Source organism: Glycomyces sp. YM15 (assembly GCF_016918015.1).
Classification (GTDB): Bacteria; Actinomycetota; Actinomycetes; order Mycobacteriales; family Micromonosporaceae; genus Glycomyces.
In genome coordinates, this window is sequence record NZ_JAERMK010000012.1 from 149,176 (window position 1) to 173,461 (window position 24,286).

The following is a 24,286-nucleotide window of genomic DNA, read 5'->3' on the forward strand; positions in this document are numbered from 1 at the left end:
CGGACACCACCGACCCGAGGAGCGCACGATGCGGGAACGCCACGACGTCCAGACCATGCACGCCATCGCCCGGGTCGAGCGCAAGCTCGACCTGATCATGCAGCACCTGGGCCTCCACTACGCCGCGCCCGCCGCACCGGACCCGATGGCCGCAGTGCACGAACACCTCCGCGCGGGGAAGAAGATCCAGGCCATCAAGGTCTACCGCGAGATCACCGGCGTCGGCCTCAAAGAAGCCAAGGACGCGGTCGAACGCATGGAGGCCGGGTACTGAGGCCGAGCCATCAGGCGGCGAGTCGGCGCGCTCAACGCAGCACCATGAACCGGGACCGACCGCAACGGCGATGCCCGCATCAACCCGGACCTGCGGCAACGACCGGCGACGACACCCGTCCGGGGGCGTCGCCGGGCCGACCTGTCGCCCCCGTGTGCCACCATGCCCGAATGGATTTCCCCACGCTCCAAGCACACCTGATCGCCGAAGCCGCCCGCCTGAAGACCGCCGCCGGTGCGGTCGCGCCGGACGCGACGGTGCCCACCTGCCCGGCATGGACCGCCGCCGACCTGCTCGACCACGTCACCGAGACCTACGACCACAAGATCCAGTCGATGCGGCTCCTCAGGGCCCCGGGTGAGGACTTCCGGATCGCCCGGCCCGGGACCCCCGCCGAGCAGTTCGACACCGCACTCGTCGACCTGCTCACCGAGTTCGAGCAGCGCGGGCCCGACAGTCTCGCCTACACCTGGTACGGGCCCGACCAGACCGTCGGATTCTGGATCCGGCGCATGGCCCAGGAGACCCTCGTCCACCGCGTCGACGCCGAACTCGCCGCAGGTCAGGCCATCAGCCCCGTCGATCCCGCGCTGGCCGCCGACGGCATCGACGAGATGCTGCAGGTCATGCTCACGTGGGGCTCGCGCGCCTACCGCGACCAGATCGCCCCGGAGCTCAACGACGCCGACGGTCTCGCCGTCGCCCTCGACGACGGCGAGCGGACGTGGACCGTACGCGTCGCAGCCGGCACCGTGACCGCGACTCCAGGCGCCGCGGGCGACGCGCAGGCCCGCGTGAGCGCCGACACCGGGACGCTCCTGCTGTGGCTGTGGCGGCGGGTCCCCGCCGGTGCGGTGCGCATCGAGGGCGATGCCGATCGCGCTGTGGGCCTGTACGACCTGATCGGCGCGTTCGCGCAGTAGCGGGGACCGGTGGATGTGACGGTCACTCGCGGGGTTCGGGTAGGGTCGCGGCCATGCAACCCCAGCCGCAGCCCACGGTCCGCCGCGCGCTGATCGCCGCCGTCTGGCTCGCGTGCGTCTTCGGCGGGCTCATCGCCGCCGTGTGGGCCGTCGGCTGGGCCCTCGAAGGCGGGCCCCAGCCGGGCGTGGACACCGTCGAAGGGGCGACGCACCTGTCGTTCCCGGCCGGCACCGAGGTCACCGATGCCGACCTGACGCAGATGGAGTCGCCGACTCCCGGGGACCGGGCCGAGGTCACCGTCGAGATCCCCGCGGACGCCTTCGACGACTTCCTCGCCGACAACGCGATGGCGACCCCGCTCCTGGCAGGGATGACCCCGAACGGCACTGCCACGGGGACGATCCCGGCCGGATGCACCGACGAGATCTGCTACGCCGCCAGCATCATCGTCGACGACGACAGGGTGACCGTCCAGCTCAAGGTCACGCTCATCTGAGCGCCGGGTGCCTCAGGCGAACAGGGCGGGCTCGCCGCGTTCGAGCGACAGCAGCCGCTCCTTGCGCCACAGGCCCCCGGCGTAGCCGGTGAGTTTCCCGTTCGCGCCGATCACCCGGTGGCAGGGGACGACGATCGCGATCGGGTTGCGGCCGTTGGCCAGACCGACCGCGCGCACGGCCTTGCGGTCCCCGATCCGCTCCGCGACGTCCATATAGGACACGGTTTCGCCGTAGGGGATGCGGCACAGCTCGTCCCACACGCGGCGCTGGAAATCAGTGCCGCGGGCCGCCAGCGGCAGGTCGAACTCCTTGAGCTCGCCCTTGAAGTAGGCCTCGAGCTGGTCGACGGCGGCCTCCAGGACCGGCGTCGCCTCCTCCGGGCCCCACGCGTCCTTGATCTCCTCGACGCCCATGTGGACGTAGGTGACGCCCGTGTCGACCGCCGCGACGGCCAAGCGCCCCAACGGGGACTCCATCGTCAGATGCCTCGCGCTGGTGTTCATTCCGTACTCGCTTCCTTCTCGGTCGGCAGATGGTTCGTCGGGTGCTCACTGGAGGCCCACAGGTACTGGACGGCGTAGGCCCGCCACGGCCGCCACGCCTGCGAGCGCGCCTCCAGGACCCGCCCGGCGCCGAGGTCGAGGTGCCGGGCGCCTTTGATGACGCCGAGGTCCTTGACGGGGAACGCGTCCGGGTCGCCCAGGGCGCGCATCGCGATCATCTCGATCGTCCACGGCCCCACCCCCGGCACCGCCGCCAGCTGCTCGCGGGTGCGGGCCCAGTCGGCCCCCGGGCCCACATCGACCCGGCCCTCGGCCAGCGCGGCCGCGAGCGCGAGCACCGTGGCCTTGCGTTTGCCCGGCATGGGCAGGTGGGCGGGGTCGGCGGCCGCGAGCGTCTCGGGTGCGGGGAAGAGCCGCCGCAGGCCCCCGTCGGGGTCGTCCACGGCCTCGCCGTAGCGTTCGGCGAGGCCGGCGGCGATCGTGGCGGCCGAGGCGGTGGCGATCTGCTGGCCGATGACGGCGCGGATCGCGTATTCGGGGCCGTCGGCTTTGCGCGGCACCCGCCTGCCGGGGGTCTTCTCGACCAAGGGGGCGAGGACGGGGTCGGCGGTGAGGGCTTCGGCGGGCGCGTGCGGGTCGGCGTCGAGGTCGAGGGCGCGGCGGCAGCGGGCGACGGCGGCGGTGACGTCGCGCAGGTCGGCCACGCGCAGGCGGCATTCGATGTAGCCCGGTCCGGGCCGCAGCGATGCGGTGCCGGGGCCGTGGGGGAGGCGGAGGGTGCGGCGGTAGGCGCCGCCCTGCCATTCCTCGACGCCCGGTGCCGCGGCCGCGGCCAGGTGCCCGAACAGGTTCGAGGGTTCGAACGGTTCGCGGTAGGCCAGGCGCAGCGTGATCGCGCCGCCGCCCGAGGCGTTCCGGCCGGCGGCCTTCGAACGCAGTTCGGTGGGGGAGCAGGCGTAGACGTCGGCGACGACGCGGTTGAACGCCCGGATGGAGGCGAAGCCGGCCGCGAAGGCGACCTCGCCCATGGGCAGGTCGGTGCTCTCGATGAGGGTGCGGGCGACCTGGGCTCGCTGGGCGCGGGCGAGGGCGGCCGGTCCGGCGCCGACCTCGCTGATGAGGAGGCGTTCGAGCTGGCGGAGGGAGTAGCCGAGGCGGTCGGCGAGGCCGGCGGCGCCTTCGCGGTCGACGACGCCTTCGCCGATGAGGCGCATGGCGCGGGCGCACACGTCGGTGCGCCAGTCCCAGGCGGGCGAGCCGGGGGAGGCGTCGGGGCGGCAGCGTTTGCACGCCCGGTAGCCCGCTTCCTGGGCGGCCGCGGCGGAGGGGTAGAAGCGCTGGTGTTCGCGTTTGGGTTTGACTGCGGGGCAGGAGGGCCGGCAGTAGATGCGGGTGGAGGTGACGGCGAGGAACACCCAGCCGTCGAAGCGGGCGTCACGGCCGGCGACGGCGGCCTGCAGCCGCTCCTCGCCGCCGATGATCGCTTGGAAGTCCATGCCCACAAGACTGCCCCGCGGGTATGACAACGGCTAGCCAGAAATCGACATCACGATTCGGGGAGCTGGAGGCGGTCGACGGCCTCGCGGGAGCGGCGGGCCGGGCGGCGGTCGTAGCGGGCGGTCGTCGCCGGTGACGCGTGTCCGACCAGGGACTGCGTGATGGCCAGGTCGACGCCGGCGTCGAGGAGCTCGCCGATGAACGTGCGGCGGAAGTCGTGCGGGGTGTGTCGGCGCTGCCCGGCCTCGACCAGGCGTTTCATGAGCAGGTCGGCGATCGCCTGACCGGTCATGCCCGACAGCCGGGTGCCGTTGCGGCGCAGGCGCCCGGCCTTGTTGATCGGGCAGAACAGGGCCCCGGCGTCGTTGCCGCGCACCCGGGTCCACCGGTCGATGCGGGCCTGCGCGGCCTCGGTGACGTACACCGAGCGTTCCTTGTTGCCCTTGCCGACGATCCGGATCGAGCGTTCGACCGGGTCGTAGTCGGCCAGGCGCATCGAGGCGATCTCGGAGCGGCGGCACCCGGTCGAGTAGAGGGTGGCGAGGACGGCGGCGTCGCGGGCCCCGGCCGGGCCCGGGTCGGCGTCGCACGCGTACAGGGCCGCGCCGAGCGCTTCGGCGTCGACCTGCTGGCCGACCGGGAGCCGTTGGGCCTTCACCGGCTGCAGGTCGCAGGCCCGCTGGTAGTCCTCGGCGGCCATCAGGTCGAGCCGCCACGCTTCTTTGAGGACGCGGCGCAGGGCCGCCAGGTGCTTGTTGACGTACGCGCCCGACCAGCCCGCGTCGATCATGGCCGCCCGCAGCCGGGAGGTGTGCTCGTAGCGCAGCAGGTGCCACGGCTGGCCCGCGCCCACGGTGTCGGGGTCGCCGGAGAGGAGCTGCGCGATCCGGTCGAGGCATCCGCGCATGGTCCGCCGCGACTCGGCGGACCCGAGCGTGTCCAGATAGGCCCGGTACGGGTCCGCGCCCGGCGCGGCCGGGGCGGGGGTGCGGCTCCAGTCGATCCCTGCGATCTCAGCGGACATGCGTCCCACCATAGTTCACGCCCCGCTGTCGTTCCGGCAGTAGGCGATTCACGGCGTCTCGGCGGCCATGTCGCGGAGCCTGCGCACCGTGCGGAGGTTGCGGGTCGTGGCCTCGACCGCGCCGAGGGGCTTCCAGAACCCGGCCCGCTCCAGTGTCGAGCGGCCCAGGCCCCCCGGGTAGTGCACCCACACTTCGGTGCCGTCCGCGTGCGCCTCCTCCGGCTGCCCCGCTGGCACCGGCAGCGCCGGGGCCGGCCCGGACAGGAACGTCACGGTCACCTTCGACTCGTCGAGGCCGCGACCCGCGAACGGGTCCGATCCGACGATCCGGTCCATCTCCGCGGCGGTGCGGACCATCACCGGGACGGTGTGCCCGAAGGCCGCCGCGACCACGTCGGCGACCGATGCGGCCACCGCGGCGGCGTCCCGGTCGGACTCGAGGACGACGTTCCCCGACTGGAGGTGGGTGCGCACCCGGTCGAACCCGGCCGCCGCCAGCGCCTCGCGCAGCTCGCCCATCGGGGTCTTCCGGTGCCCGCCGACGTTCACGCCTCGCAGCAACGCCACATAGGTCGTCACAGGCATCTCCTCCCGCCGCAATGGACCCAACCTACCCCGACGGTACGACACCCTGCGGCGTGGCAAGATCGGCGGTTATGAACCCGGCGTTCCACAGCACCACCATCGCCGTCCACACGGGACGCCGCGAGACCGTCAAGGACCTCACCGGCGACTGCGCGGCGTTCCTGTCCTCCATCGGCGCCCGCGAGGGCCTGCTCAACGTGTTCGTCCCGCACGCGACCGCCGGGATCGCCGTCATCGAGACCGGCGCGGGGTCGGACGAAGACCTCCTGGACGCCCTCGCCGACCTCCTGCCGCGCACCGACCGGTGGCGCCACCAGCACGGTTCGACCGGGCACGGCCGGGACCACGTCCTGCCCGCCCTCGTCGCCCCGCACGCGACCCTCCCGGTGGTGGCCGGGCGCATCGCCCTGGGCACGTGGCAGTCGGTGCTGCTGGTCGACACCAACCGCGACAACCCCGACCGGACCGTGCGCCTCAGCTTCCTCGGCTAGGGCCTGTACGGTCCTCATTCGGCCCGTTCGCCGCGTCGCCGGGCCGCTGCACACCGGTGTCGTATGCAGCGGCCCCGGCGCGGTCTCGGCGACGCTCGCCCTAGGCAGCGGCGCTCATCCGCTCCCATTGGGCGGCATCGAGCTTCAGGTCGAGCCCGGCCGCGACCTCGTCGAGCTGCGCCACCGACGACACCCCGACGAGGGGGATCACCGGCGCCGCGTGGCCGGCCAGCCACGCCAGCACCACCTGGTTGCGCGTCGCGCCCGTCTCGGCCGCGACGTCGTCGAGCACCTTGAGCCGGTGGTCGGTCCCCGGGTGCCGGTAGTGCTCGCCCAGCGGCTTCGCCGGGTTCACGTAAGCGCCCGACAGGAGCGAGGAATAGGCCAGGACCGCCATCCCCGGCGTCGAGCCCACGTAATCCAGGTCGATCGGGGAGGCATGGACGTGCCCGCCCTCCGGCAGCACCGCGCCCGGGCGCGGCTGCAGATACGAATACCGGTTCTGCATCGCCGTGTACGCCGCCGCGCCGGCACTGGCCGCGATCGACCGCGCCCGCTCCACCCGCCACGCCGCATGGTTCGACGCCCCGACCATCCGGGCCTTCCCGGCCCGCACCACCGCGTCGAACCCGGCCACGGTCGCCTCCAGGGGCGTGTCCCGGTCATCGCGGTGCGACCAGAACAGGTCCACCCGGTCGGTGCCCAGCCGCTGCAGCGACTCCTCCAGGCCAGCGCCGATCCGGTCGGCCGTCAACGGCTCCGAATGCTCCAGGCCGCCACCGGGGGACGACGGCCGCCTGCCCACTTTCGTCGCGATCACCAGGTCGTCCCGGTTCCCGCGCGAGGCCAGCCAGCGCCCCAGCAGCAGCTCCGACTCGTCACCGGTGCCGCCGTCGATCCAGAACATGTAGCAGTTGGCGGTGTCGATGAAATTGCCGCCCAGTTCGACGAACCGGTCCAGAATGGCGAAACTCGTTGCCTCGTCCTGCACGCCGCCGAGGGCCATGGCCCCCAGGCACAGGCGCGACACGTCGATCCGGTCCGGTCCCAATGCGATCCGCTCCACAGCGGTCTCCTCTCGTTCGACCTCCGACGCTAGGACTTGGAGTGGACTCCAACGCAAACCCGCAGGCAGACGACGTGAGGTATCGTCGTTGCTCGTGGCAGACAATGCAACGGCCCCGACCTACACGATCGGCGAATGCGCGCGCCGCTCCGGTTTCACCATGGACACCCTCCGGTACTACGAGCGCATCGGTCTGATCGACGACGTGCGGCGCACCGCGACCGGGCAGCGGCGCTTCACCGACGCCGACCTCGAATGGCTCGGCACCTTGAAATGCCTGCGCGACACGGGGATGCCCGTCGAGCAGATGGCCCGCTTCGCCGACCTCGTACGCGAAGGGGACCACACCATCCCCGAACGCATCCGCCTCTTGGAGGAGCACCGCGTCGCGGTCGACGAGCGCATGGCCGACCTCGCCGCGAAACGCGACTACATCTCGGGGAAGATCGACTACTACCGCAGCGTCTGAAAACCGGTCGACACCCCGCCCGGAGGGTGGGAATACTCGACGCGTGCACCACAGCTCCCACGCGCTGGCGATCGCCGAGCGGCTCGCGGCCGACCTCGCCCCCGATGCGCTCGGCATCGCCCTGCTCGGGTCGGTCGCCCAGGGCACCGACCATCCCCACTCCGACATCGACCTGTTCGTGGCCCTCGAAGCCGGCGCCGAGAACGAGATCCGGCACATCGAAGGCCGCATGGTCACCCTCTCACGCAAGACGCTCGCCGATCTGGAAGGGGCCTTCACGAGCCCGTGGGAGGCCGTGGTCGCCGTCGGCGCCTGGCGGCGAGCGCGTCTGCTCCACGACCCCGCCGGGCACCTGGCCCGCCTCCAAACCCGGGCGCGCGCGTGGACGTGGGAGGCGATCGGCACCGGCGCCGACCGTTGGGCCGCACGGGAACTGGTGGGCCTGGCCGAGGAGGTCCACAAGACCTGCGGGATGCTCGCCCGCGACCGGGCCCGGTCCGCGGCCGCCAACCGGGCGATCCTCGTCCTCCAACTGGGGTACGCGATGTCCGTCGCGAACCGGCTCGTGTGCGATTCGGAGAACGACCTGTGGGACGCCGTCGCCGCCGCTGAAGGCCCCGCCTGGGCCGGCGCCTGGGACGACGCCGCCGGCATCACCGGCTGCGACCACCGGGCAGGATGCGTGGCCGCGCTCGAGCTCTACCGGCTCGCCGCCGCCCGACTCGACACCCACCTCGACGGCGACGACCACGACATCGTCCGCACCGCCGCAACCCTCGCCGCCAAGGCCCGCACCAGCGTCGAAAGGCACCGCTGATCCGCCGCATCATCCTCACCGGCGCCCCCGGCGCCGGCAAGACCACCGTCCTGCGGGTCCTCGCCGCCGCCGGTCACACCGTCGTGGCCGAAGCCGCTACCGACCTCATCGCGGCCGCACAAGCCGCCGGCGACGACACCCCCTGGGAGCACCCGGACTTCACCGAGCGGGTCGCCGCCCTCCAACGCGACCGCCAGATCGCCGCGAACGACCGCCCCGGGCCCGTGCAGTGGTTCGACCGTTCCCCGGTGTGCGCGCTCGCGCTGGCCCGCTTCACCGGCGCACCGATCGGCCCGGTCCTCGCGGCCGAACTCGACCGCATCGCACGCGAACGCGTCTACGAACCGCACGTGCACCTGTTCGACCTGCTCGGGTTCATCACCGCGACCCCGGTGCGCCGCATCGGCCTCGAGGAGGCCCGCCGCTTCGAGCAGGTCCACGTCGACGCCTACGCCGAGCACGGCTTCACGATCAACCGCGTCCCGGCCGCCGATCCCGAGGACCGCGCCCGCCTCCTCCTCGACGCCACCGCGAAGGACCCCCGTTGACCGAACCCACCGCCGACCTCGTCCAGCGCCTCGTCGCCGACCAGTTCCCGCACTGGGCCCACCTGCCGGTCACGCCCGTCCCGAAGCAGGGCTGGGACAACCGCACCTTCCGGCTCGGCACCGACCTGTCGGTCCGCCTGCCCAGTAGTGGCGCCTACGTCACGGCCGTCGCGAAGGAGGACCGCGCCCTCCCCGGCCTCGCGGCGCACCTGCCGCTGCCCGTCCCCGAACCGGTCGCGACCGGGAAACCATCCCCGGCGTTCCCGCACCCGTGGTCGATCCGGCGCTGGCTCGAAGGCGACACACTCCTCGACGCGAAGGAGGTCGACAACGCCCGCCTCGCGAACGACCTCGGGACGGTCCTGGCCGTGCTGCGCGCCGCCCCGACCCACGGCGGCCCGGCCGCCGGAGGGCACTCGTTCTTCCGCGGCTGCCACCCCAGCGCCTACGCCGACCTGGTCCAGCAGTCCCTCCACCTCCTCGACGGCACAGTGGACACAACGGCGTGCGAAGCCGTGTGGGACCAGGGAATGCGCACCGTCTGGACCGGGCCGCCGGTGTGGTTCCACGGCGACATCGCCCACGGGAACCTCCTCCTCACCGGCGGGCGGCTCTCGGCGCTCATCGACTTCGGCACCTGCGGCATCGGCGACCCCGCCTGCGACCTGCAGATCGCCTGGACCTACTTCACCGGCGACGACCGCGCCCTGTTCCGGGACGCCGCCGGACTCGACGACGGCACGTGGGCCCGCGCCCGCGCCTGGACGCTCTGGAAGGCCCTCATCATGATGTCCGGCGTCTCCGGGAACGACCCCGAGGGCGTCCAGGCCCGCAACCTCGCCGCGGTCCTCGCCGACCCCGTCACCGGGTGAGAGCGGCGAGCAGGGCCTCCCCGGCGACGGCCAGCGCCGCACTCCACACCCAGGAGTGGGCCTCAACGCCGGCGATGCCTGACGGTCACCCGGGCCTTGGGGGTGGGGCGGGCGACCTCCTCGAACCCGGCCGCCAGGAACAGCGGCAGCGTCCCGGTGTAGGAGCCGCCCGGGCTGCGGTCCACCACAGCGGGGTCGACCGGCACGCCTTCCACCACCGTGGCGCCGCCCCGGTAGGCGAAGTCGACGGCGGCGGCCAGCAGGGCCCGGGACACGCCGCGCCCGCGCCACGGCTCGGGCACGAAGAAGCAGGACACCACCCACACGCGGTCCAGATCGCCGACATCGTCCAACGGCCGGGTGTCCCGTCCGGTGTTGAGCCGCGGATAGGCCGAACGCGGCGCCACCGCGCACCAGCCGACCGGCGTGTCGTCCGCGTAGGCGATCAGACCCGGCGGCCCCTGGTCGACCACTTGCCTGGCGGCGGCCGAACGCGGCTGCCGCAGCCGCTCGCCGCGCTCCTCCCGCCACCACATGCAGTAACAGGAACGGTTGCCGCCCATCTGCCGGGCCAGCGCCAGGAAATCCGGCCACCGGTCCGGGACCAGTTCGGCGACGGTCAAACGCGGATCCACGCTTCGAACCTATCGCCCGGTGTGCTCCGGCGCCGCGGCTCCCGGAAACGACGCCCGCCCCTCTAGCCGGTCGGGTCGTCGCCGACCAGGCCGCGCGCGTAGTTCACCGTGGACCGCTGGTAGCGCGGCAGGTGCGGGGCGAGGGCGATGAGCGCGACCGACAGGCCCTCACGGTCGCGGCCGAGCTTCGCGAGGGTCAGCGCCTCGCACATCGCCAGCGCGCCGTCGTACTCGTCGGAGCCGCGCGCTTGCTCTGCATTGATCAGGTCGAGCGCCCGTTCGGGGTGGCCGGTCTCGCGCAGTGACGACGCCATCTGGATCGACACCCGGCGGCGCCGCACCCCAGCGAGTCCGGCGGCGATCGCGCGTTCGTAGTAGCCGACGGCGGCCTCGGTGTACCCGGTCGAGTCGTGCGCGCCGCCGACCTCGAACAGCGCCACCGGGTCCTCGGGGTCGCATTCGGCGGCGAGGTCGATCATCGCCTGCACGAACTCGTCGCGGTCGAGCTCCTCGAGCCGCTCCCACAGCGCCGCGGCGCGCGCTTCCCAAACCTCAGTCGCCATGCCCGGCAACCTACGCCACCGCGAAGCCGACCCGCCTACCGGTCGGTCAGCCCGTCGGCGAGCGCACCCAGCCCGCCCAGCAGGACCAGGCGTTCGTCGGCGTCGAGGGCCTCGTAGATCGGGGCGTCGAGCCGGTTCGTCTCGGCCTCGATCGCCTCGCGCACCGGGCCTGGCTCCAGTGCCTGGATCTCCTCGACCGTCAATCCCGCCGCGCCCCAGGCGGCCCGGTGCGCGTCCGCCCGGTGGTGCCGCAGCGCCTCCAGACGCAAGTTCAGCAGCGCCGACGGGGACGATCCCGGAGGCTCCCACACCGGTGTCAGTGCCTTGAACACCGGACCGCCGTGGGCCTGCCCGGCCTCCAGCAGCCGCTGCACGAGCGGCAGCACCGCCTCCACTGCGGCCAGGCCCGGCATCGACGGCGAGGGCCGGTACGACCACAGCCGCTCCGCGGCCGCCGCGAAGGCCCGGTCGGCCTCCACCACGACCTCGCGGCCGGCCTCGGTCAGATGCCAGTACCCGTCGACGCGCTCCACCAGGCCCGGCGCCTCGGCGGCGTCCGGATCGAACGGCCAGTACACCATCCGCGCCGCCAGTGCCGCTTCCGGCACCGGGTGGTCCAGCAGCGCGGCGTACACGTCGATCTCCAGCCCAGGGGTCAACCCCCGCTGCGCGTACAGTTCCCGGATCGCCGGACGCACCGCGTTCCGTATGGACACGTGGACGCGGTCGATCACGGGACGGATCACGGCGGCGTACGACATCATGGCTCCCGGGGGCGCGAGACGATTAGGATGCCGCCCATGATGCCATCCGCGCTCACCGCGCTCAACCGCGAATCCGAGCGGCTCTCGGCCGTGCTCGCCGGGCTCGCCCCCGGGCAGTGGATGACGCCGACACGCTGCGCCCCTTGGGATGCGGCCGCGCTGGCCGCGCACATCACCGGGGCCCTCGAACGCCTCGGCCCGATGCTCGACGCCCCCGAACCCCCGGTGGCCACCGTGGACGCCGCCGGCTACTACTCGCCCGACGAACGCTTCTCACCCGGCGTCGACGAGATCCGCATCGACTCGGCCGCCGAAGCCGCCAAGGCAGGCGGGCCGGCCGTCGCCGCCCGATTCCGCACCGCCTGGCGCACCGCACGCGACCGGTGCGCGCACGAACCGGAGGGGCGGCGCGTCACCACCCGCCACGGCGACCCCATGACCCTCGACGATTTCCTCACCACCCGCGTCGTCGAAGTCGCCGTCCACGGCATCGACCTCGCCGACGCCCTCGACCGGCCGCGCTGGACCACCCCCGAGGCCGCCGCGCACGTCACCGCGCTCCTCCTCGGCCCCGCACACGCCACCGCGCCGGCGGGCCTCGGTCTGGGTGCGGTCGATTTCATCGCGAAAGCCACCGGCCGCGACGCGTTCACCGCCGCCGAGCGGGCCGCGGTCGAGGCGCGCGGCATCGCCTGGCTCGCGCTCGGCTAGCAGCTCGAAGCGGTGTAGTCCAGGAGCGCGGTCTGCTCGGCCTGGTCGACACTGAGGTGCCATTCGGTCTTGACCTCGACCCACGCCCAGATGTAGGCGCACCACACGGTCTCGTCCTCCGGCATCCACTCGGCCGGGTCCTGGTCCGATTTGGAGCGGTTGGAGGAGGCGGTGACCGCGACGAGGTGCCAGTTGTTCTCCTGCCAGTTCGCATAGGCCTGCCGGTCCTCGGTCGTCCAGTCGACGGCGCCGGACCCCCACGCCTCCTTCAACGGCACGAAGTGGTCGATGTCGATATCGCCGGAGGCGGTCACGGTCTCGGCGTCGTACATCGAGACCCACTCCCCGGTCATCGCGCCGTCGCAGTCGGCCTCGGTGAGCGCACCGGTGCGGTCCTGCTTGACGAGCACGTCGTCGCGGGCGTCGCAGCCATTGCCGTCGTCGTCCTTCCAGTGGGGGAACAGGGACCGGTCGTAGCCGCTGTCGCGCTCCTCGGCGACCTCGAGCGCTTCGATGCTCGCCCGCAGCTCGGCGGGGTCGACGGTGACGGTGAACGGCGCGGTGTCGGTGAACTCGTTCGACACCTCCGAGCCCGTCCCGGCCGGGGCGCTCGTGGTCGCCTCGTCCACCAGGTCGGACAGATCGGAGCATCCGGCGGCGAGCACGAGCGGAAGCACCAGGAGCAGACGGGGGGCACGCATGGGCAACGTCCTAACGAGACGACAAAGGGGGCGCGGCGGCGCACCAGTGCGCCCGGGATGTTCGCAACGTAACACAACGGCGGCAACCGGAACAGGCCCGCACCTGCTAGATTCGCCCGAATGATCGTATGGCTCAACGGCAACTTCGGCGCCGGCAAGACCACCACCGCGCGCCTCCTCAAAGACGCCCTCCCCGCCCGAGTCTTCGACTCCGAGCACATCGGATACCTCCTGCGCCCCATCATCGGCGACATCCCCTGCTACGACTTCAAGGAATGGGCCCCCTGGCGGGGCCTCACCATCGAAACCGCCCGCCAAGTCCTCGACTTCGCCGGCGGCACCCTCGTCATCCCGCAATCGGTCCTCCAATACGAGTACTGGACCGAACTCACCGACGGCTTCGCCAAAGCCGACATCCCCGTCCACGCCTTCACCCTCCACACCGACCGCGACACCTTCCGCCACCGCGTCGAACACGACACCGACGAACCCACCGCCAAACAATGGCGCCTCGACCACCGCGAACGCTACGAGACCGCCCTCGACACATGGATGCGCGAACACACCCACGTCATCGACACCAGCGACCTCACCCCCGAGCAGGTCACCGCCCACATCAAAACCGCCGTGACCGGCTGAAACCCGCAACCGCCTGAAAACGTCATACCCTGGCGCGACGATGAGAGCGAAGTAGCCACACACCGCACGGCAAAGGAGCCAGCCATGGCCTACCTCGTCCTCATCGGCACCCGCAAAGGCCTGTTCACCGCCCGCAGCGACGACCGCCGCCACTGGAGCGTCGACGGCCCCGCCAAACTCGACGATGACGGCTTCACCGCCGTCGCCGAAATCTACGCCGCCGCCTGCGACCCCGCCACCGGCCGCGTCCTCGTCGGCGCCTCCACCTTCTTCGGACCCAGCATCTGGCACTCCGACGACCACGCCACCACCTGGTCCGAACCCGAGAACGCCCCCATGGCCTTCCCGCAGGACCTCCCGTACCGGCCCCTCGACTTCTCCGACACCGCCGGCATCGACCAACCCGACAGCGAGCAGACCAACACCGTCAAACGCATCTGGCAACTCACCTTCGGCCCCGGCCAACGCGTCTGGGCCGGCGTCGAACCCACCAGCCTCTGGACCTCCGACGACGGCGGCCGAACGTTCACCTTCAACCAGGCCCTGTGGGACCACCCGCAGCACACCACCTGGGCCTCCGGCGCCGGCGGCCCCGCCGTCCACACCATCGTCCCCGACCCCACCGACCCCCGGCACCTCACCGTCGCCATCTCCTCCGGCGGGATCTACCAAACCCACGACGACGGCCAGACCTGGGAGGGCATCACCGCCGGCATCACCGTCGACTACGCCCCCGACGAAGCCCCCGAATCAGGGCAGTGCATCCACAAAGTCACCCGCGACGCCGACGGCACCCTCTTCGCCCAATCCCACGGCCCCGCCTACCGCGCCACCAAACCCGACGGCGGCTGGACCAACATCTCGACGAACCTGCCCTCCAACTTCGGATTCGCCATCGTCGCCCACCCCCATGAGGCGGGCACCGTCATGGCCTGGCCCGTCGGCGAATCCATGGACCGCACCCCGCCCGGCCACCGCATCGGCGCCTGGCGCACCACCGACGGCGGCGACACCTGGCACCCCTGGGGCACCGGCCTCCCCGCCGAGCCCTACTACGGCACCGTCATGCGCGACGGCGCCTGCACCGACGGTGCCGAACAACCCGGCTGGTACTTCGGCACCCGCTGCGGCGACGTCTGGGCCGCCGACGACCAGACCGGCCAGTGGCACCTCGTCGCCACCCACCTCCCCGACGTCCTCTGCGTCCGCGCCATGGAGACCCCGTGATCATCGACGTCAAACTCCCCGCCGCACTCGCCTCCGAATGCGGCGGGGCCCGCCACCTCGACATCGACGTCCCCGCCGAAGCGACCCTCACCGACGTCCTCGACCAGATCGCCGCCGCCCACCCCCGCCTCGGCCGCCGACTGCGGGACGAAGCCGGAAAACTCCGCCGCTACGTCAACATCTACGTCGGCGACGACGAAAGCCGCCGCCTCCAAGGCCTCGACACACCCGTCGACGGCCACGACATCCAGATCCTCCCGTCCATCGCCGGAGGCTGACACGCCACAAAGCGGGGCGCCGCGCACCAGCGCGACGCCCCGCAGACAACCCTTGCGGACTAGGACTTGCCGTTGATCGACACCACGTCCACCACGAACACCAGCGTCTCGTTCGGGCCGATCACACCACCGGCGCCCGCCGCCCCGTAACCGAGCTCCGGCGGAATCACGATCAGCCGCCGGTCACCGACCTGCGCACCGATCAAACCGTCGTTCCAGCCCTGAATCACCGGCGCCGAACCCAACGGCGACACCGAGAACGGCTGCGCCCCACGGTTCCACGACGCATCGAACTCCTTACCGTTCGACCAGTTGAACCCCGCGTACTGCACCGCGACCGAATCCCCGGCCTTCGCCTCAGCCCCCGAACCCTCGACCACGTCGAAGGTGAACAGGCCCTTCGGCGGCTCCTGCGCACTCGGCACCGTCACGACCGGCTTCTCGCCCGTCTCAGCCGACACCGACACCTCGACACCGTCACTGATCTGCACCACGTCAGCATTCCCTTCCTCGGCGGCGCCGTCATCCACGCCGCAACCCGCCAGCAGCCCCACGCTCACACACGCGGCAGCAACCGGCTTCCAAACTCGACTCAGCAGGCTAAAGGCCACCGAGGGAACCTACCACCCGCGCCACCGCGCCCCCGCCCACACGCCCGACCCGAGCGAGCAGCCGCACAAGACCACCACCGACTACCCTTCAACACGACAACCCCAACACCGCACCGCTGCAAGGACGACGATGACCGACCCCACCACACCCACCCCCATGCACCCGCTCCGCCGCGCCCTCACCCTCTGGGGCGCCATCATCGCCCTCATGTGGCTCATCCTCATCATCGACATCGTCCTACCCGCACACCTCACCGGATTCGGCATCATCCCCCGCACCACCGAAGGCCTCATCCCCGGCATCCTCGCCGCACCACTGCTCCACGCCGGCGCCCCCCACCTCATCTCCAACACCATCCCGCTCGCCGTCATGGGCACCATCGCCGCACTCCGCGACTGGCGCGGGATGTGGGTCGCGCTGGCGTGCTCCCTCGTCGTCTCCGGGCTCGGCGTCTGGCTGCTCGCGCCCGCGTGGTCGGTGACCGTCGGCGCTTCAGGGATCGCGTTCGGGCTGTTCGGATACCTGCTCGCCCGCGGTGTCTTCATCCGGAGCATCGCCGACATCCTCATCAGCGTCCTCATCGTCATCGTCTACGGTTCGCTGATCTGGGGCGTGCTGCCCTCCCACCCGCATGTGTCCTGGCAGGCCCACCTGTTCGGCTTCATCGGCGGGATCCTCGCCGCGTTCGCCACCGCGAAGGCCTCCCGCCGCACGGCGAGTCCGGCCGCGTGAGCGCGCCGAGCGGCTTCAGCTATACGCGGCGCAGCGACGGCACCGTCGTCATCACGCATCGGGGGAGGGCCGCCGCGACACTCCGCGGCGGCCGCGCCGCGAAGTTCCTCGACGAGATCGCCGCGAGGGACGAGCAGCTCGTGATGGCCCGATGGACCGGCTCGTACAAGTTCGGCAACGAACGCGCGGCCCGCCGCCACCCCCGCAACCAGGGACGATAGCCCTCAGCGGGGGAGGAGCCGACCACACGGGGCGCCCGACCACCCTCATCGTCCACAACCCCACCGGCTGCAGCGAAACCGTGCACCACCTCGCCGGATCCGTGCTGCTGCTGAGCGGCCTGTTCCTGCTCGCCGCGTCGGCCCTCATCGGAGCGTTCTGGGCCGCGCCGCTCAGTCGGTCACCCGAACCTGTCGGCTCCCAGTGAAACTCGGTCGGGGGAGTGAGCGTCCTGTTCACCGGCGCACTCAGCCTGCTGCTGAACTGGGCCGCAGTGGATCGAGTTCGAGATCGCCGAGCTGTCGGCGATCCCGGCCGGGGTCGCGTTCCGGCGGATCCCGCGCGGACGCTCCGGAACCGCAACATGCAGGATTCCCGCAAGTAATGAACGCGGAAGCGGGTGCCGAACCCTAGGTCCAGCACCCGCTTTCACTGCATCGGCGTCATTGATCGGTGATGTCGACCATCCAGTTGATGCCGAACCGGTCGACCAGCGCACCGAACTCGTCGCCCCACATCTGCTTCTCCAGGGGCATGGTCACCGTCGCACCGTCGCCGAGGCCCTCCCAGTAGCCGCGGAGGCGATCGGCATCGTCACCGGAGATGCTGATCGAGATGTTCTGGCCAGGCTTGTGCTCCATGCCCGGCGGCATGTCCGAGGCCATGATCGTGTAGCCCGCCTCCGAGTTGAGCGAGGCGTGCATGACCTTGTCGGCACCCGGCCCGGGCATGCCGGACTCGCCGAAGGTCATCACCTTCAGCTCGCCGCCGAGCACGCTCTGGTAGAACTCCATGGCCTCCCGTGCGTTCCCGTCGAACGAGACGTACGGATTGAGGATCGACGAACCCATTTCGCAAGCTCCCTTCATCGCCGCTGCGATACCCCGTCATCGTCGCAGGCGATGCCGGCGCCGGTCCCGGATTCGCCGATCCGGCAGCGACATGCGGTCGCTCGCTCAGGAGGAACCGGCGCTGATGTCGACCATCCAGGACACGCCGAAGCGGTCGACCAGCGACCCGTACACGTCCCCCCAGAACTGCTGTTCGAGGGGCACCGTGACGGTGGCTCCCGCGGCCAGCCGCTGCCAGTAGCCGCGCAGCCGTTCGCCGTCGTCGCCGCCGAGACACAAAGCGACGTTCCGGCCCGGCCGATACTCCTGGCCGGGGCCGGTGTCCGAGGCCATGATCGTGTAGCCCGCCTCGCTCGCGAGCGTCGCGTGCATGACCTGGTCGGCCTCCGGTCCCGTGACCCCCGTCTCTCCGTAGGTCATCACGGTGAGCTCCCCGCCGAGCGCTTCCCGGTAGAAGCGCATCGCCTCCCGGGCGTTCCCGTCGAAGAACAGGTACGGGTAGAGGTTCGAATCCATGGCAGCCTCCTTCGCCGCGGCGATGCCGCCATCCTCGCAGCGACCCGCCGCCGCCAGGGCGGGAACGGGAGAACTCGCGCTAGGCCGCGTCGGGTTTCCAGTCTTCAGCCAGGAGCCCGAGGATCACTTCGTCGAGGAACTCGCCCATCACCCATGAGGAGTCGCGGAGCACGCCTTCGCGGGCGAAGCCGTTGCGTTCGGCCGCGCGGAGCATCGGGGCGTTGTCGGCGAGGGTCTCGATCTGCAGGCGGTGCAGGCCGTGCACGACGAACCCGTAGTGGCACAGGACCGCGACGACCTCCGTGCTGTAGCCCTTGCCGCGGGCGGACGGCAGCAGGCCCATGCCGATGTGCGCCGACCGGGCGTGCTTGTCGATGCCCCACAGGTTCGCGGTGCCGACCAGCGCGTCGCCATCGAGGTCCACGATGGAGAAATGGACGACTTCGTCCTTCGCATCGCCCACTACGAACGGGGCTTCCTTCGAGTCGGGGGTGAACGGCCGCCACGGCTGCCCCGTCGCACGCGCGGTGATGAGCGCATCACTGCCCAGCTCGGTCTGCAGGATCGGAACGTCCTCATCATGGCGGGCCCGCAGCCCGACCCTGTTTCCCTTAAGCACTCACGTTTTCTATCAGACCCCGCCGGGCCGCGCCACGCCGATTTTTCCCAGGCCTGCCGAAGCGCCCCGGAACGCCCGCAGCGAGCCCGATCGCGCCAAAAGGGTCACCGACCCGACGAACCCGGGGTGGATTCGCGCGAGGTCGTGTCAGGACCCAGATCATCATTACTTGCGGGAACGGCACTTCTCGTGAGTTATATGCCGTGAGGAGACACGCTTGTTTTTTCTTTATTTAAATATCAAAACCGGAAATTAATAATGGTAGGTTGTGTGCATGACGAAACCAGGTACGACCACGAGCCCCGTCCCGACGACCCGGACGCCCGCCAAGGGCGCGACGCTGTGCAAGCGGTGCGGGACGCCGATCCCGCAGCAGCCCGGGCGCGGACGCCCGCGCCTGTACTGCGCCGAAGGCGACTGCGCCGCCCAGGCGAAACGCCAGCGCGAACTGCGTCGTTCCACGCCGGGGCTTGAGGGCGCTCTGGCGAGGGCCGAGGAGCTGTACGAGCAGATCGAGCAGTCGATGGCGTCGGCGCTGGCGCCGCTGGCCGAGGCACTGCGGGCGGAGACCGATCCGGCCGAGGTCGAGGCGCGGCTCGCTGAGGTGCGGTCGGATGCGGCGTCGTCGGTGGCGGCGGCGCGGGCCGAGCGGGACGAGGTGGCGGCGCGGGCGGTGGTGCTCGGTGAGGAGCTGGCGGCCGCGCATGCGGAGGCCGAACGGGCCGCGGGTGCGTTGGAGGCCGCTGAGGGCCGGGCGAAGGAGGCGGTGGCGGCGCGGTTGGCGGCGGTGCGGGCGGCCGAGGCGGCTCGGGAGGAGACGGCGGCGGCGGTCGCCGAGGCCGTTGCCGCGGTGGGGGGTCGGCAGGAAGCTGAGGCGTTGGCGCGAGCTGCTGAGGAGGCGCGTGCGGTCGCGGTGTCCGAGCGGGAGGCCGCGGTGGCGGCCCGTGAGGAGGCTGAGCAGGTGGCGGTCGCGGCACGGGGCGAGGCGGAGGCGGCTCGGGCGCGGGCGGATCAGGTGGCCGTGGAGGCGGCGGAGGCGCTGCGGGCCGGTGAGGCGGCGCTGGAGCGGGCGGAGGCGCGGGCGTTGGGGTTCATCGGTGAGCGTGACGCGGAGCGGTCGCGGGTGGAGTCGCTGGTGGCGGAGGTGGCGGTGGCTCGGCGCGATGCCGAGGAGGCCGCTGTGCGGGCGACTGAGCTTGGTGCCGTTTTGGATCGGGTCCGTGGCGAGCTCGCGGGCGCGGTCGCTGATGGGCGGGTGTGGGCCTCGCGTGTGGAGTCGGCGGAGGCCGCTGGTGTGGAGGCGCGGGCGGCGGTGGAGTCGTGGCGGGAGCGGGCGTTGTCCGCCGAGGCGCGGTTGTCGGAGCGGGAGGGTGGCGGGAAGTAGTCCTACTCCCCCGCGCGGTGGTGCGTGTTTTGTCTGTTTTGGAGGTTTGGGCCCCGGTGGTGTGCTGCTGCCGGGGCCCGGTGTCGTTACTGTGCGGCGGCCCGGTGTGCGGCTTGTTCGATCGTGTCGTGGTGGGCGGTCCACCATGCGGGGTCTTGGGAGGGCAGGTTGTCGCCGTCTTGGCGCATGCCGGCGGCGCCGTCGATGAGTTCGCGGATGATGTCGGCGTGTCCGGCGTGGCGGTTGGTCTCGTCGATCATGTGGACCAGGATCTGGTGCAGGGTGACGTGGGCGGTCTCGGCGGGCCACCAGGGGACGCGGCCGGTGGTGTCGAGGTCGAGTTCGCGGATGGTGGTGTCGGCGTGGTCGCAGACGCGGCGGTAGAGGTCGGTGAGGTGGTCGCGGCTTTCGTCGGGAGTGGCCCACATGTCGGCGTTGGGTTCGCCGTTCGGGTCGAACCAGGGTTGCGGGTCGGGGAAAGGCCTGTCGAAGACGGTGCCGAAGTAGTCGGCGGTGACGCACGTGAGGTGTTTGACGAGGCCGAGGAGGTTGGTGCCGGTGGGGGTGAGGGGGCGGCGGATGTCGTACTCCCCCAGGCCTTCGAGCTTCCAGAGCAGGGCTTCGCGGGCGTTGGTGAGGTAGTGGTGCAGGTGGGCTTTGGGGTCATTCATGCGGCGAGTGTGGCACTGGGGTGTGACATGCGGGTCGGGCCCCGGTGGTGTCGCTGCCGGGGCCCGGTCGCGGTCAGATGCCGGCCGCTTTGCGGGCGTTGGTCTCGACGAGGTCGAAGTAGGCGGTCCAGGACTGCTCGTCGTCGCGGCCGAGGTTGTCGTTGCCCTGGCGCATGCCGATGGCGCCGTCGATGCCTTCGCGGACGATGTCGGCGTGTCCGGCATGGCGGTGGGTCTCGGCGATCATGTGGGTGAGGATCTGGCCGAGGGTGACGGTGGCGCGGTCGGTGGCCCACCAGGGCACGTTGCCTTGGGTGTCGAGGTCGAGTTCGCGGATGGTGGTGTCGGAGTGGTCCCAGACGCGGCGGTAGAGGTCGGTGAGGTAGTCGCGGCTTTCGTCGGGGGTGGCCCAGAGGTCGGCGTGGGCGTCGTCGTCGCTGAGCCAGGGCAGGGTTTCGGGGAAGGGGCGGGCGAAGCAGTCGCCGAAGTAGCCGACCTCGACGCTGGCGAGGTGTTTGACGAGACCGAGGAGGTTGGTGCCGGTGGGGGTGAGAGGGCGGCGGATGTCGTACTCCCCCAGGCCTTCGAGCTTCCAGAGGACGGCGTCGCGGCCGGACTGGAGGTAGCGGCCCAGGTGGGTTTTGAGGTCGGTCATGGGTGCGAGTGTGCCACCGCGGGCAATCCGATTGCGGGGCTGGGGCCGCTGTTGTTACCGTGGCGTCCGATGACTTCTCATGACGGGCCGTCTCGATACGGCTTTCTCGAGTGCAACTCCCCCATCGCCGCCTGGCGGCTCGACCGGCAGGTCGAGGAGTGCGCGGCGGCGGCGCCGCGACTGATCGTCGACATCGGGTGCGGGTGGGGCGAGCTGCTGCAGCGCATCGCCGCGACGACGCCGGGCGCGAAGGCGTACGGCATCGACTCCGACCTCGAACTGCTCGAACGCGGCCGCGCGGGGGCGGCGGCGAAGGGCATCGCCGACCGTGTCGAGTTCGTCGAATACCAGGGCAAGGACTGGGAGACTCCGGCCGACCTGGTGATCTGTATCGGTGCGGCGCATGCGTTCGGTACGGGCGCGGAGGCGCTGCGCGCGCTGTATCCGCTCGTGAAGCCCGGTGGGCGGCTGTTGTTCGGCGACGGGATCTGGAACCGGGTCCCGACCGCGGCCGAGCTTGAGCCGATGTGGCCGGGCACGACCGCTGAGGAGTTCGTGCTGCTTCCCGAACTGGTCGACGCGGCCGTGGCGACGGGGTTCCGTCCGCTGCGGGTGGAGTCGGTGGAGCAGTCCGAATGGGACGACTTCGAGTCGCAGTTCCTGGCGGACAAGGAGTCCTGGCTGCTGGCCAACCCCGTGCACCCGAAGGCGGCGGAGATCCGCGAGCAGGCCGACGCGCACCGGTACTGGTGGCTGCGCGGGCACCGGGGGCTCCTCGGGTTCGCGTATCTGACGTTGGGCCGACCGGTCGAGTAGGCGTATGCCGAAGGCCCCGTACCGATGCGGTTCGGGGCCTTCGGCGTGTCCGCTCCCCCGCGGCGGCTTCAGAGGGCGGCGAGGACGGCGAGGCCGATGAAGAGGATCTGCTCGGCGGTGCGGATGCCCAGCGGCGTGGCGGGTTTGCCCGCGAGCGGGATGCCGCGGCGGGCGGCGGAGACGTTCGCGGGGAACATCGCGGCCAGGAGCAGCGCGAGGCAGATCCCGGCGGCGGGCGCGGCGGCCGGGACGAGGAGCCCGGCGGCGCCGGCCAGTTCGAGGACGCCCGTGAGGGCGACCAGAGCGGCCGGTTGCGGGAGTCGTTCGGGGATCATGCGGATCATGTCGTCGCGGAAGGCGGGGACGAAGTGGACGATGCCGGTGATGAGGAACATGGCGGCGAGGCCGATGCGCAGGGAGGTCTGCCAGTCGAGGGCGTCGACGCCGAGGAGGCCGGTGAGGCGGGCGAGGAGGGTGGCGGTGGTGAGGGTGATGATGGGGACCATGGGGCGGGCCTTTCTGGGTCACGCCGTTGCGCATTGCTTGCATGCGCACTGCTTGACAGTGTCAAGTTCATGATGCAGCAGAGATCTTGACACTGTCAAGCGATGATGGTGTGGGCTCGACCTCAGGCGCGTCGTTCGCGCCAGGCGCGTACCTCGGCGTCGGTGTCGCGCAGACCGAACCGCAGCGGCGGGCCGTCGATCGGTCCGATGAGGGCCTTCTTGATGCGCACGTTCAGCTCCTCGACCGCTGCGCGCACGGCCGCTTCGTCTCCGAGCGCCTCCAGGGTCGCGGGGAGCTCCTCGACTTCGCGGGCGAGCTTGAGCGCGGGCGGGAGGGCGTCGAGCCCGATGTTCTCGCGAGTGGCCTGCTGGTGGAGCCACCAGTCCTCGCGCAGGGGCTGCCCGATGCCCGGCAGCGGCTTCCCGGCCCCGGGGAGGTTCTTGAACTCGCCGCGGGCCTCGGCGTCCTGGATCTGGCGGTCGACACCGCGCGCCTGCCTGTCGCTCATCGCAGCCTCCTCGCTAGAGGCGCAATGATAACGAGGCGGCGGCCGCTCGCATGAGAGCCGCGAGCGGTCAGGATGCGGAGTGGATCACCAGCGCGACCGCCGTGAACTGGGCGGCGTAGGCCGCGATGGTGCAGGCGTGGAAGACCTCGTGGAAGCCGAACCACTGCACGGAGGGGTTGGGGCGTTTGAGGGCGTAGATGAGTCCGCCGGCGGTGTAGAGCAGTCCGCCGGTGATGATCAGGGCCGTGGCGGTCGTGCCCGCGCCTGCGAGGAGTTGCGGCATGACGAAGAGCGCGGCCCAGCCCAGGGCGATGTAGAGGACGGTGTAGAGCCAGCGCGGGGCGCCGAGCCAGAGGGTGCGGAAGGCGACGCCGGCGAGGGCGCCGGTCCAGATGGCGGTGAGGAGTGCGGTGCGGGCGGTGCCGTCGAGGGCGAGGGTCGCGATGGGCGTGTAGGTGCCGGCGATGATGAGGTAGATGTTGGCGTGGTCGAGGCGTTTGAGGCGGGTGGTGGCGCGTTCGGAGAGGCTCGTGCGGTGGTAGAGGGCGGAGATGCCGAAGAGGGCGGCGGAGGTGGCGACGTAGACGGCGGTGGCGAGGCGGCCGGTGAGGGTGGGGGCGGTGGCGATGAGGAGGAGTCCGGCGATGACCGCGGTGGGGAAGGCGGCGAGGTGGAGCCAGCCGCGGAGGCGGGGTTTGGTGTCGGTGGGGGTGATCGCCAGTGCCATGGGTCGACGGTAGCGCCGTTGGTTACTTGCCGGTAGTGTCGCTGCTCCCCCGATCTGGGGTGGGGTTAGGCCCCGATTGGGCGTCTTCTGGCTGGTGGGGTCGTTAAGCTCCGGCCGTGGGCGAGGTGTGGGGCGAGGGCCTTTCGGTGCAGTTGCTGGTGTTGGCGGTGGCGGCGGTGGCGGCGCCGTTGCTGGTGGACCGGTTGGAGCGGTGGGTGCGGTTGCCGAGTGTGGTCGTGGAGATGGTGCTGGGGATCGGGGCTTACCCCTTTGGTGTTGACACCGTCCTATGCGGCGAGGGCGAGGCTAGCCTGCCGCTGTTCGTAGTCGATCGGTGAGATCTGGCCCAGAGACGAGTGTCTCCGGGTCGTGTTGTAATCGGTG

36 protein-coding genes are annotated in these 24,286 nt (G+C 71.3%); 18 read left to right on the forward strand and 18 right to left on the reverse strand.

Going from position 1 to position 24,286, the window contains the following annotated elements; translation table 11 throughout:
• Window positions 1-28: 28 nt before the first annotated feature.
• The 3 genes from JHY01_RS14955 to JHY01_RS14965 all read left to right on the forward strand — a co-directional run bounded on the left by JHY01_RS14955 (window position 29) and on the right by JHY01_RS14965 (window position 1,694).
• On the forward strand, window positions 29-274 hold the full coding sequence (locus tag JHY01_RS14955; RefSeq protein WP_240192794.1) for a ribosomal protein L7/L12: 246 nt from the start codon (window positions 29-31) through the stop codon (window positions 272-274).
• A gap of 170 nt (window positions 275-444) precedes the next feature.
• Window positions 445-1,197, forward strand: a complete 753-nt coding sequence (locus JHY01_RS14960; RefSeq protein ID WP_205326458.1) for a maleylpyruvate isomerase family mycothiol-dependent enzyme — start codon at window positions 445-447, stop codon at window positions 1,195-1,197.
• Window positions 1,198-1,250: 53 nt separating this feature from the next.
• A complete protein-coding gene (locus JHY01_RS14965; RefSeq protein WP_205326459.1) occupies window positions 1,251-1,694 on the forward strand; it encodes a hypothetical protein in 444 nt (147 codons plus the stop codon).
• Window positions 1,695-1,706: 12 nt separating this feature from the next.
• On the opposite strand, the gene JHY01_RS14970 is transcribed toward JHY01_RS14965, so the two are convergent.
• The 4 genes from JHY01_RS14970 to JHY01_RS14985 are packed head-to-tail and all read right to left on the reverse strand — an operon-like array spanning window position 1,707 to window position 5,298.
• Complete coding sequence (locus JHY01_RS14970; RefSeq protein ID WP_205326460.1) at window positions 1,707-2,198, reverse strand: methylated-DNA--[protein]-cysteine S-methyltransferase; 492 nt, start codon at window positions 2,196-2,198, stop codon at window positions 1,707-1,709.
• Window positions 2,195-3,694 carry an AlkA N-terminal domain-containing protein gene (locus JHY01_RS14975; RefSeq protein ID WP_205326461.1) on the reverse strand — a complete coding sequence of 500 codons (1,500 nt, stop codon included), beginning with the start codon at window positions 3,692-3,694 and terminating at the stop codon, window positions 2,195-2,197. Before JHY01_RS14975 ends, JHY01_RS14970 begins: the two co-directional genes overlap by 4 nt.
• A 50-nt stretch (window positions 3,695-3,744) precedes the next feature.
• A complete protein-coding gene (locus JHY01_RS14980) occupies window positions 3,745-4,719 on the reverse strand; it encodes a tyrosine-type recombinase/integrase (RefSeq protein WP_205326462.1) in 975 nt (324 codons plus the stop codon).
• A gap of 48 nt (window positions 4,720-4,767) precedes the next feature.
• Complete coding sequence (locus tag JHY01_RS14985) at window positions 4,768-5,298, reverse strand: DUF1697 domain-containing protein (RefSeq protein WP_205326463.1); 531 nt, start codon at window positions 5,296-5,298, stop codon at window positions 4,768-4,770.
• A gap of 77 nt (window positions 5,299-5,375) precedes the next feature.
• Between JHY01_RS14985 and JHY01_RS14990 the strand changes: the two genes are divergently transcribed.
• Window positions 5,376-5,795 (forward strand): secondary thiamine-phosphate synthase enzyme YjbQ, encoded by a 420-nt coding sequence (locus tag JHY01_RS14990; protein WP_205326464.1) that lies wholly within the window; start codon window positions 5,376-5,378, stop codon window positions 5,793-5,795.
• A gap of 100 nt (window positions 5,796-5,895) precedes the next feature.
• Here the strand turns inward: JHY01_RS14990 and JHY01_RS14995 are convergent, their stop codons facing one another.
• Window positions 5,896-6,861, reverse strand: a complete 966-nt coding sequence (locus tag JHY01_RS14995) for an aldo/keto reductase (protein WP_307814456.1) — start codon at window positions 6,859-6,861, stop codon at window positions 5,896-5,898.
• A 94-nt stretch (window positions 6,862-6,955) separates the two neighbouring features.
• Between JHY01_RS14995 and JHY01_RS27385 the strand changes: the two genes are divergently transcribed.
• Genes JHY01_RS27385 through JHY01_RS15015 form a run of 4 tightly spaced genes read left to right on the forward strand, consistent with a single transcriptional unit; the run spans window position 6,956 to window position 9,567 of the window.
• Complete coding sequence (locus JHY01_RS27385; RefSeq protein ID WP_307814457.1) at window positions 6,956-7,330, forward strand: MerR family transcriptional regulator; 375 nt, start codon at window positions 6,956-6,958, stop codon at window positions 7,328-7,330.
• A 43-nt stretch (window positions 7,331-7,373) separates the two neighbouring features.
• A complete protein-coding gene (locus tag JHY01_RS15005; RefSeq protein ID WP_205326466.1) occupies window positions 7,374-8,147 on the forward strand; it encodes a nucleotidyltransferase domain-containing protein in 774 nt (257 codons plus the stop codon).
• Between the two features lie 50 nt (window positions 8,148-8,197).
• On the forward strand, window positions 8,198-8,695 hold the full coding sequence (locus JHY01_RS15010) for an AAA family ATPase (RefSeq protein WP_240192829.1): 498 nt from the start codon (window positions 8,198-8,200) through the stop codon (window positions 8,693-8,695).
• Complete coding sequence (locus tag JHY01_RS15015) at window positions 8,692-9,567, forward strand: aminoglycoside phosphotransferase family protein (RefSeq protein ID WP_205326467.1); 876 nt, start codon at window positions 8,692-8,694, stop codon at window positions 9,565-9,567. The genes JHY01_RS15010 and JHY01_RS15015 overlap by 4 nt, the downstream gene beginning before the upstream one ends.
• A 62-nt stretch (window positions 9,568-9,629) precedes the next feature.
• Here JHY01_RS15015 and JHY01_RS15020 read toward each other — a convergent pair whose 3' ends face one another.
• The 3 genes from JHY01_RS15020 to JHY01_RS15030 all read right to left on the reverse strand — a co-directional run bounded on the left by JHY01_RS15020 (window position 9,630) and on the right by JHY01_RS15030 (window position 11,526).
• On the reverse strand, window positions 9,630-10,202 hold the full coding sequence (locus JHY01_RS15020; protein ID WP_205326468.1) for a GNAT family N-acetyltransferase: 573 nt from the start codon (window positions 10,200-10,202) through the stop codon (window positions 9,630-9,632).
• A gap of 62 nt (window positions 10,203-10,264) precedes the next feature.
• Entirely contained in the window at window positions 10,265-10,765 is a 501-nt protein-coding gene (locus tag JHY01_RS15025) for a tetratricopeptide repeat protein (protein WP_205326469.1), read from the reverse strand.
• A 35-nt stretch (window positions 10,766-10,800) separates the two neighbouring features.
• The gene (locus JHY01_RS15030; protein ID WP_240192795.1) at window positions 10,801-11,526 is read right to left on the reverse strand and encodes a hypothetical protein; all 726 of its coding nucleotides are present in this window, start codon (window positions 11,524-11,526) and stop codon (window positions 10,801-10,803) included.
• Window positions 11,527-11,565: 39 nt separating this feature from the next.
• Between JHY01_RS15030 and JHY01_RS15035 the strand changes: the two genes are divergently transcribed.
• Entirely contained in the window at window positions 11,566-12,240 is a 675-nt protein-coding gene (locus tag JHY01_RS15035; RefSeq protein ID WP_205326471.1) for a maleylpyruvate isomerase N-terminal domain-containing protein, read from the forward strand.
• On the opposite strand, the gene JHY01_RS15040 is transcribed toward JHY01_RS15035, so the two are convergent.
• Entirely contained in the window at window positions 12,237-12,941 is a 705-nt protein-coding gene (locus tag JHY01_RS15040) for an HNH endonuclease family protein (protein WP_205326472.1), read from the reverse strand. The two genes, JHY01_RS15035 and JHY01_RS15040, sit on opposite strands and share 4 nt — an antisense overlap.
• A gap of 120 nt (window positions 12,942-13,061) precedes the next feature.
• Between JHY01_RS15040 and JHY01_RS15045 the strand changes: the two genes are divergently transcribed.
• The 3 genes from JHY01_RS15045 to JHY01_RS15055 all read left to right on the forward strand — a co-directional run bounded on the left by JHY01_RS15045 (window position 13,062) and on the right by JHY01_RS15055 (window position 15,085).
• Window positions 13,062-13,580 (forward strand): AAA family ATPase, encoded by a 519-nt coding sequence (locus JHY01_RS15045; RefSeq protein WP_205326473.1) that lies wholly within the window; start codon window positions 13,062-13,064, stop codon window positions 13,578-13,580.
• 84 nt (window positions 13,581-13,664) lie between these two features.
• Window positions 13,665-14,807: a sialidase family protein gene (locus JHY01_RS15050; protein WP_205326474.1), complete on the forward strand. Its 1,143-nt coding sequence runs from the start codon at window positions 13,665-13,667 to the stop codon at window positions 14,805-14,807.
• Window positions 14,804-15,085 (forward strand): MoaD/ThiS family protein, encoded by a 282-nt coding sequence (locus JHY01_RS15055; RefSeq protein WP_205326475.1) that lies wholly within the window; start codon window positions 14,804-14,806, stop codon window positions 15,083-15,085. Before JHY01_RS15050 ends, JHY01_RS15055 begins: the two co-directional genes overlap by 4 nt.
• A gap of 59 nt (window positions 15,086-15,144) precedes the next feature.
• Here the strand turns inward: JHY01_RS15055 and JHY01_RS27790 are convergent, their stop codons facing one another.
• A complete protein-coding gene (locus tag JHY01_RS27790; protein ID WP_205326476.1) occupies window positions 15,145-15,696 on the reverse strand; it encodes an FKBP-type peptidyl-prolyl cis-trans isomerase in 552 nt (183 codons plus the stop codon).
• A 130-nt stretch (window positions 15,697-15,826) separates the two neighbouring features.
• On the opposite strand from JHY01_RS27790, the gene JHY01_RS15065 reads away from it, so the two are divergent.
• The 3 genes from JHY01_RS15065 (at window position 15,827) to JHY01_RS27390 (ending at window position 16,856) form a co-directional block, all read left to right on the forward strand.
• A complete protein-coding gene (locus JHY01_RS15065) occupies window positions 15,827-16,429 on the forward strand; it encodes a rhomboid family intramembrane serine protease (protein WP_205326477.1) in 603 nt (200 codons plus the stop codon).
• Window positions 16,426-16,650, forward strand: a complete 225-nt coding sequence (locus tag JHY01_RS15070; RefSeq protein WP_205326478.1) for a hypothetical protein — start codon at window positions 16,426-16,428, stop codon at window positions 16,648-16,650. The genes JHY01_RS15065 and JHY01_RS15070 overlap by 4 nt, the downstream gene beginning before the upstream one ends.
• A gap of 80 nt (window positions 16,651-16,730) precedes the next feature.
• The gene (locus JHY01_RS27390; protein WP_275889785.1) at window positions 16,731-16,856 is read left to right on the forward strand and encodes a hypothetical protein; all 126 of its coding nucleotides are present in this window, start codon (window positions 16,731-16,733) and stop codon (window positions 16,854-16,856) included.
• A gap of 235 nt (window positions 16,857-17,091) precedes the next feature.
• Here JHY01_RS27390 and JHY01_RS15075 read toward each other — a convergent pair whose 3' ends face one another.
• The 3 genes from JHY01_RS15075 to JHY01_RS15085 all read right to left on the reverse strand — a co-directional run bounded on the left by JHY01_RS15075 (window position 17,092) and on the right by JHY01_RS15085 (window position 18,634).
• Window positions 17,092-17,499, reverse strand: coding sequence for a VOC family protein (locus JHY01_RS15075; protein WP_205326479.1), 408 nt, complete (start codon window positions 17,497-17,499; stop codon window positions 17,092-17,094).
• Between the two features lie 105 nt (window positions 17,500-17,604).
• Window positions 17,605-18,015 carry a VOC family protein gene (locus JHY01_RS15080; RefSeq protein ID WP_205326480.1) on the reverse strand — a complete coding sequence of 137 codons (411 nt, stop codon included), beginning with the start codon at window positions 18,013-18,015 and terminating at the stop codon, window positions 17,605-17,607.
• A gap of 79 nt (window positions 18,016-18,094) precedes the next feature.
• On the reverse strand, window positions 18,095-18,634 hold the full coding sequence (locus JHY01_RS15085) for a GNAT family N-acetyltransferase (protein WP_205326481.1): 540 nt from the start codon (window positions 18,632-18,634) through the stop codon (window positions 18,095-18,097).
• Window positions 18,635-18,908: 274 nt separating this feature from the next.
• Between JHY01_RS15085 and JHY01_RS15090 the strand changes: the two genes are divergently transcribed.
• Window positions 18,909-20,018, forward strand: coding sequence for a hypothetical protein (locus JHY01_RS15090; protein ID WP_205326482.1), 1,110 nt, complete (start codon window positions 18,909-18,911; stop codon window positions 20,016-20,018).
• An 86-nt stretch (window positions 20,019-20,104) separates the two neighbouring features.
• On the opposite strand, the gene JHY01_RS15095 is transcribed toward JHY01_RS15090, so the two are convergent.
• Window positions 20,105-20,689, reverse strand: coding sequence for a DinB family protein (locus tag JHY01_RS15095; RefSeq protein WP_205326483.1), 585 nt, complete (start codon window positions 20,687-20,689; stop codon window positions 20,105-20,107).
• Window positions 20,690-20,762: 73 nt separating this feature from the next.
• A complete protein-coding gene (locus tag JHY01_RS15100; RefSeq protein WP_205326484.1) occupies window positions 20,763-21,344 on the reverse strand; it encodes a DinB family protein in 582 nt (193 codons plus the stop codon).
• Between the two features lie 69 nt (window positions 21,345-21,413).
• Here JHY01_RS15100 and JHY01_RS15105 point away from each other — a divergent pair, with 69 nt between their 5' ends.
• The gene (locus JHY01_RS15105; RefSeq protein WP_205326485.1) at window positions 21,414-22,160 is read left to right on the forward strand and encodes a cyclopropane-fatty-acyl-phospholipid synthase family protein; all 747 of its coding nucleotides are present in this window, start codon (window positions 21,414-21,416) and stop codon (window positions 22,158-22,160) included.
• A gap of 68 nt (window positions 22,161-22,228) precedes the next feature.
• Here the strand turns inward: JHY01_RS15105 and JHY01_RS15110 are convergent, their stop codons facing one another.
• The 3 genes from JHY01_RS15110 to JHY01_RS15120 form a co-directional block, all read right to left on the reverse strand.
• Entirely contained in the window at window positions 22,229-22,666 is a 438-nt protein-coding gene (locus JHY01_RS15110; protein ID WP_205326486.1) for a DoxX family protein, read from the reverse strand.
• Between the two features lie 122 nt (window positions 22,667-22,788).
• Window positions 22,789-23,175 carry a DUF1992 domain-containing protein gene (locus tag JHY01_RS15115; protein ID WP_205326487.1) on the reverse strand — a complete coding sequence of 129 codons (387 nt, stop codon included), beginning with the start codon at window positions 23,173-23,175 and terminating at the stop codon, window positions 22,789-22,791.
• Window positions 23,176-23,242: 67 nt separating this feature from the next.
• The gene (locus tag JHY01_RS15120) at window positions 23,243-23,902 is read right to left on the reverse strand and encodes a hemolysin III family protein (protein WP_205326488.1); all 660 of its coding nucleotides are present in this window, start codon (window positions 23,900-23,902) and stop codon (window positions 23,243-23,245) included.
• Window positions 23,903-24,018: 116 nt separating this feature from the next.
• On the opposite strand from JHY01_RS15120, the gene JHY01_RS15125 reads away from it, so the two are divergent.
• Window positions 24,019-24,240 (forward strand): hypothetical protein, encoded by a 222-nt coding sequence (locus JHY01_RS15125; protein ID WP_205326498.1) that lies wholly within the window; start codon window positions 24,019-24,021, stop codon window positions 24,238-24,240.
• Window positions 24,241-24,286: the final 46 nt, after the last annotated feature.

Excerpts from the sequence above, each read along its gene's own strand:
- JHY01_RS14955 (WP_240192794.1), top strand. The coding sequence starts at position 29 with ATGCGGGAACGCCACGACGTCCAGACCATGCACGCCATCGCCCGGGTC.
- JHY01_RS14960 (WP_205326458.1), top strand. The coding sequence starts at position 445 with ATGGATTTCCCCACGCTCCAAGCACACCTGATCGCCGAAGCCGCCCGC.
- JHY01_RS14965 (WP_205326459.1), top strand. The coding sequence starts at position 1,251 with ATGCAACCCCAGCCGCAGCCCACGGTCCGCCGCGCGCTGATCGCCGCC.
- JHY01_RS14970 (WP_205326460.1), bottom strand. The coding sequence starts at position 2,198 with ATGAACACCAGCGCGAGGCATCTGACGATGGAGTCCCCGTTGGGGCGC.
- JHY01_RS14975 (WP_205326461.1), bottom strand. The coding sequence starts at position 3,694 with ATGGACTTCCAAGCGATCATCGGCGGCGAGGAGCGGCTGCAGGCCGCC.
- JHY01_RS14980 (WP_205326462.1), bottom strand. The coding sequence starts at position 4,719 with ATGTCCGCTGAGATCGCAGGGATCGACTGGAGCCGCACCCCCGCCCCG.
- JHY01_RS14990 (WP_205326464.1), top strand. The coding sequence starts at position 5,376 with ATGAACCCGGCGTTCCACAGCACCACCATCGCCGTCCACACGGGACGC.
- JHY01_RS15025 (WP_205326469.1), bottom strand. The coding sequence starts at position 10,765 with ATGGCGACTGAGGTTTGGGAAGCGCGCGCCGCGGCGCTGTGGGAGCGG.
- JHY01_RS15030 (WP_240192795.1), bottom strand. The coding sequence starts at position 11,526 with ATGTCGTACGCCGCCGTGATCCGTCCCGTGATCGACCGCGTCCACGTG.
- JHY01_RS15035 (WP_205326471.1), top strand. The coding sequence starts at position 11,566 with ATGATGCCATCCGCGCTCACCGCGCTCAACCGCGAATCCGAGCGGCTC.
- JHY01_RS15040 (WP_205326472.1), bottom strand. The coding sequence starts at position 12,941 with ATGCGTGCCCCCCGTCTGCTCCTGGTGCTTCCGCTCGTGCTCGCCGCC.
- JHY01_RS15045 (WP_205326473.1), top strand. The coding sequence starts at position 13,062 with ATGATCGTATGGCTCAACGGCAACTTCGGCGCCGGCAAGACCACCACC.
- JHY01_RS15050 (WP_205326474.1), top strand. The coding sequence starts at position 13,665 with ATGGCCTACCTCGTCCTCATCGGCACCCGCAAAGGCCTGTTCACCGCC.
- JHY01_RS15065 (WP_205326477.1), top strand. The coding sequence starts at position 15,827 with ATGACCGACCCCACCACACCCACCCCCATGCACCCGCTCCGCCGCGCC.
- JHY01_RS15075 (WP_205326479.1), bottom strand. The coding sequence starts at position 17,499 with ATGGGTTCGTCGATCCTCAATCCGTACGTCTCGTTCGACGGGAACGCA.
- JHY01_RS15080 (WP_205326480.1), bottom strand. The coding sequence starts at position 18,015 with ATGGATTCGAACCTCTACCCGTACCTGTTCTTCGACGGGAACGCCCGG.
- JHY01_RS15090 (WP_205326482.1), top strand. The coding sequence starts at position 18,909 with ATGACGAAACCAGGTACGACCACGAGCCCCGTCCCGACGACCCGGACG.
- JHY01_RS15095 (WP_205326483.1), bottom strand. The coding sequence starts at position 20,689 with ATGAATGACCCCAAAGCCCACCTGCACCACTACCTCACCAACGCCCGC.
- JHY01_RS15100 (WP_205326484.1), bottom strand. The coding sequence starts at position 21,344 with ATGACCGACCTCAAAACCCACCTGGGCCGCTACCTCCAGTCCGGCCGC.
- JHY01_RS15105 (WP_205326485.1), top strand. The coding sequence starts at position 21,414 with ATGACTTCTCATGACGGGCCGTCTCGATACGGCTTTCTCGAGTGCAAC.
- JHY01_RS15110 (WP_205326486.1), bottom strand. The coding sequence starts at position 22,666 with ATGGTCCCCATCATCACCCTCACCACCGCCACCCTCCTCGCCCGCCTC.
- JHY01_RS15115 (WP_205326487.1), bottom strand. The coding sequence starts at position 23,175 with ATGAGCGACAGGCAGGCGCGCGGTGTCGACCGCCAGATCCAGGACGCC.
- JHY01_RS15120 (WP_205326488.1), bottom strand. The coding sequence starts at position 23,902 with ATGGCACTGGCGATCACCCCCACCGACACCAAACCCCGCCTCCGCGGC.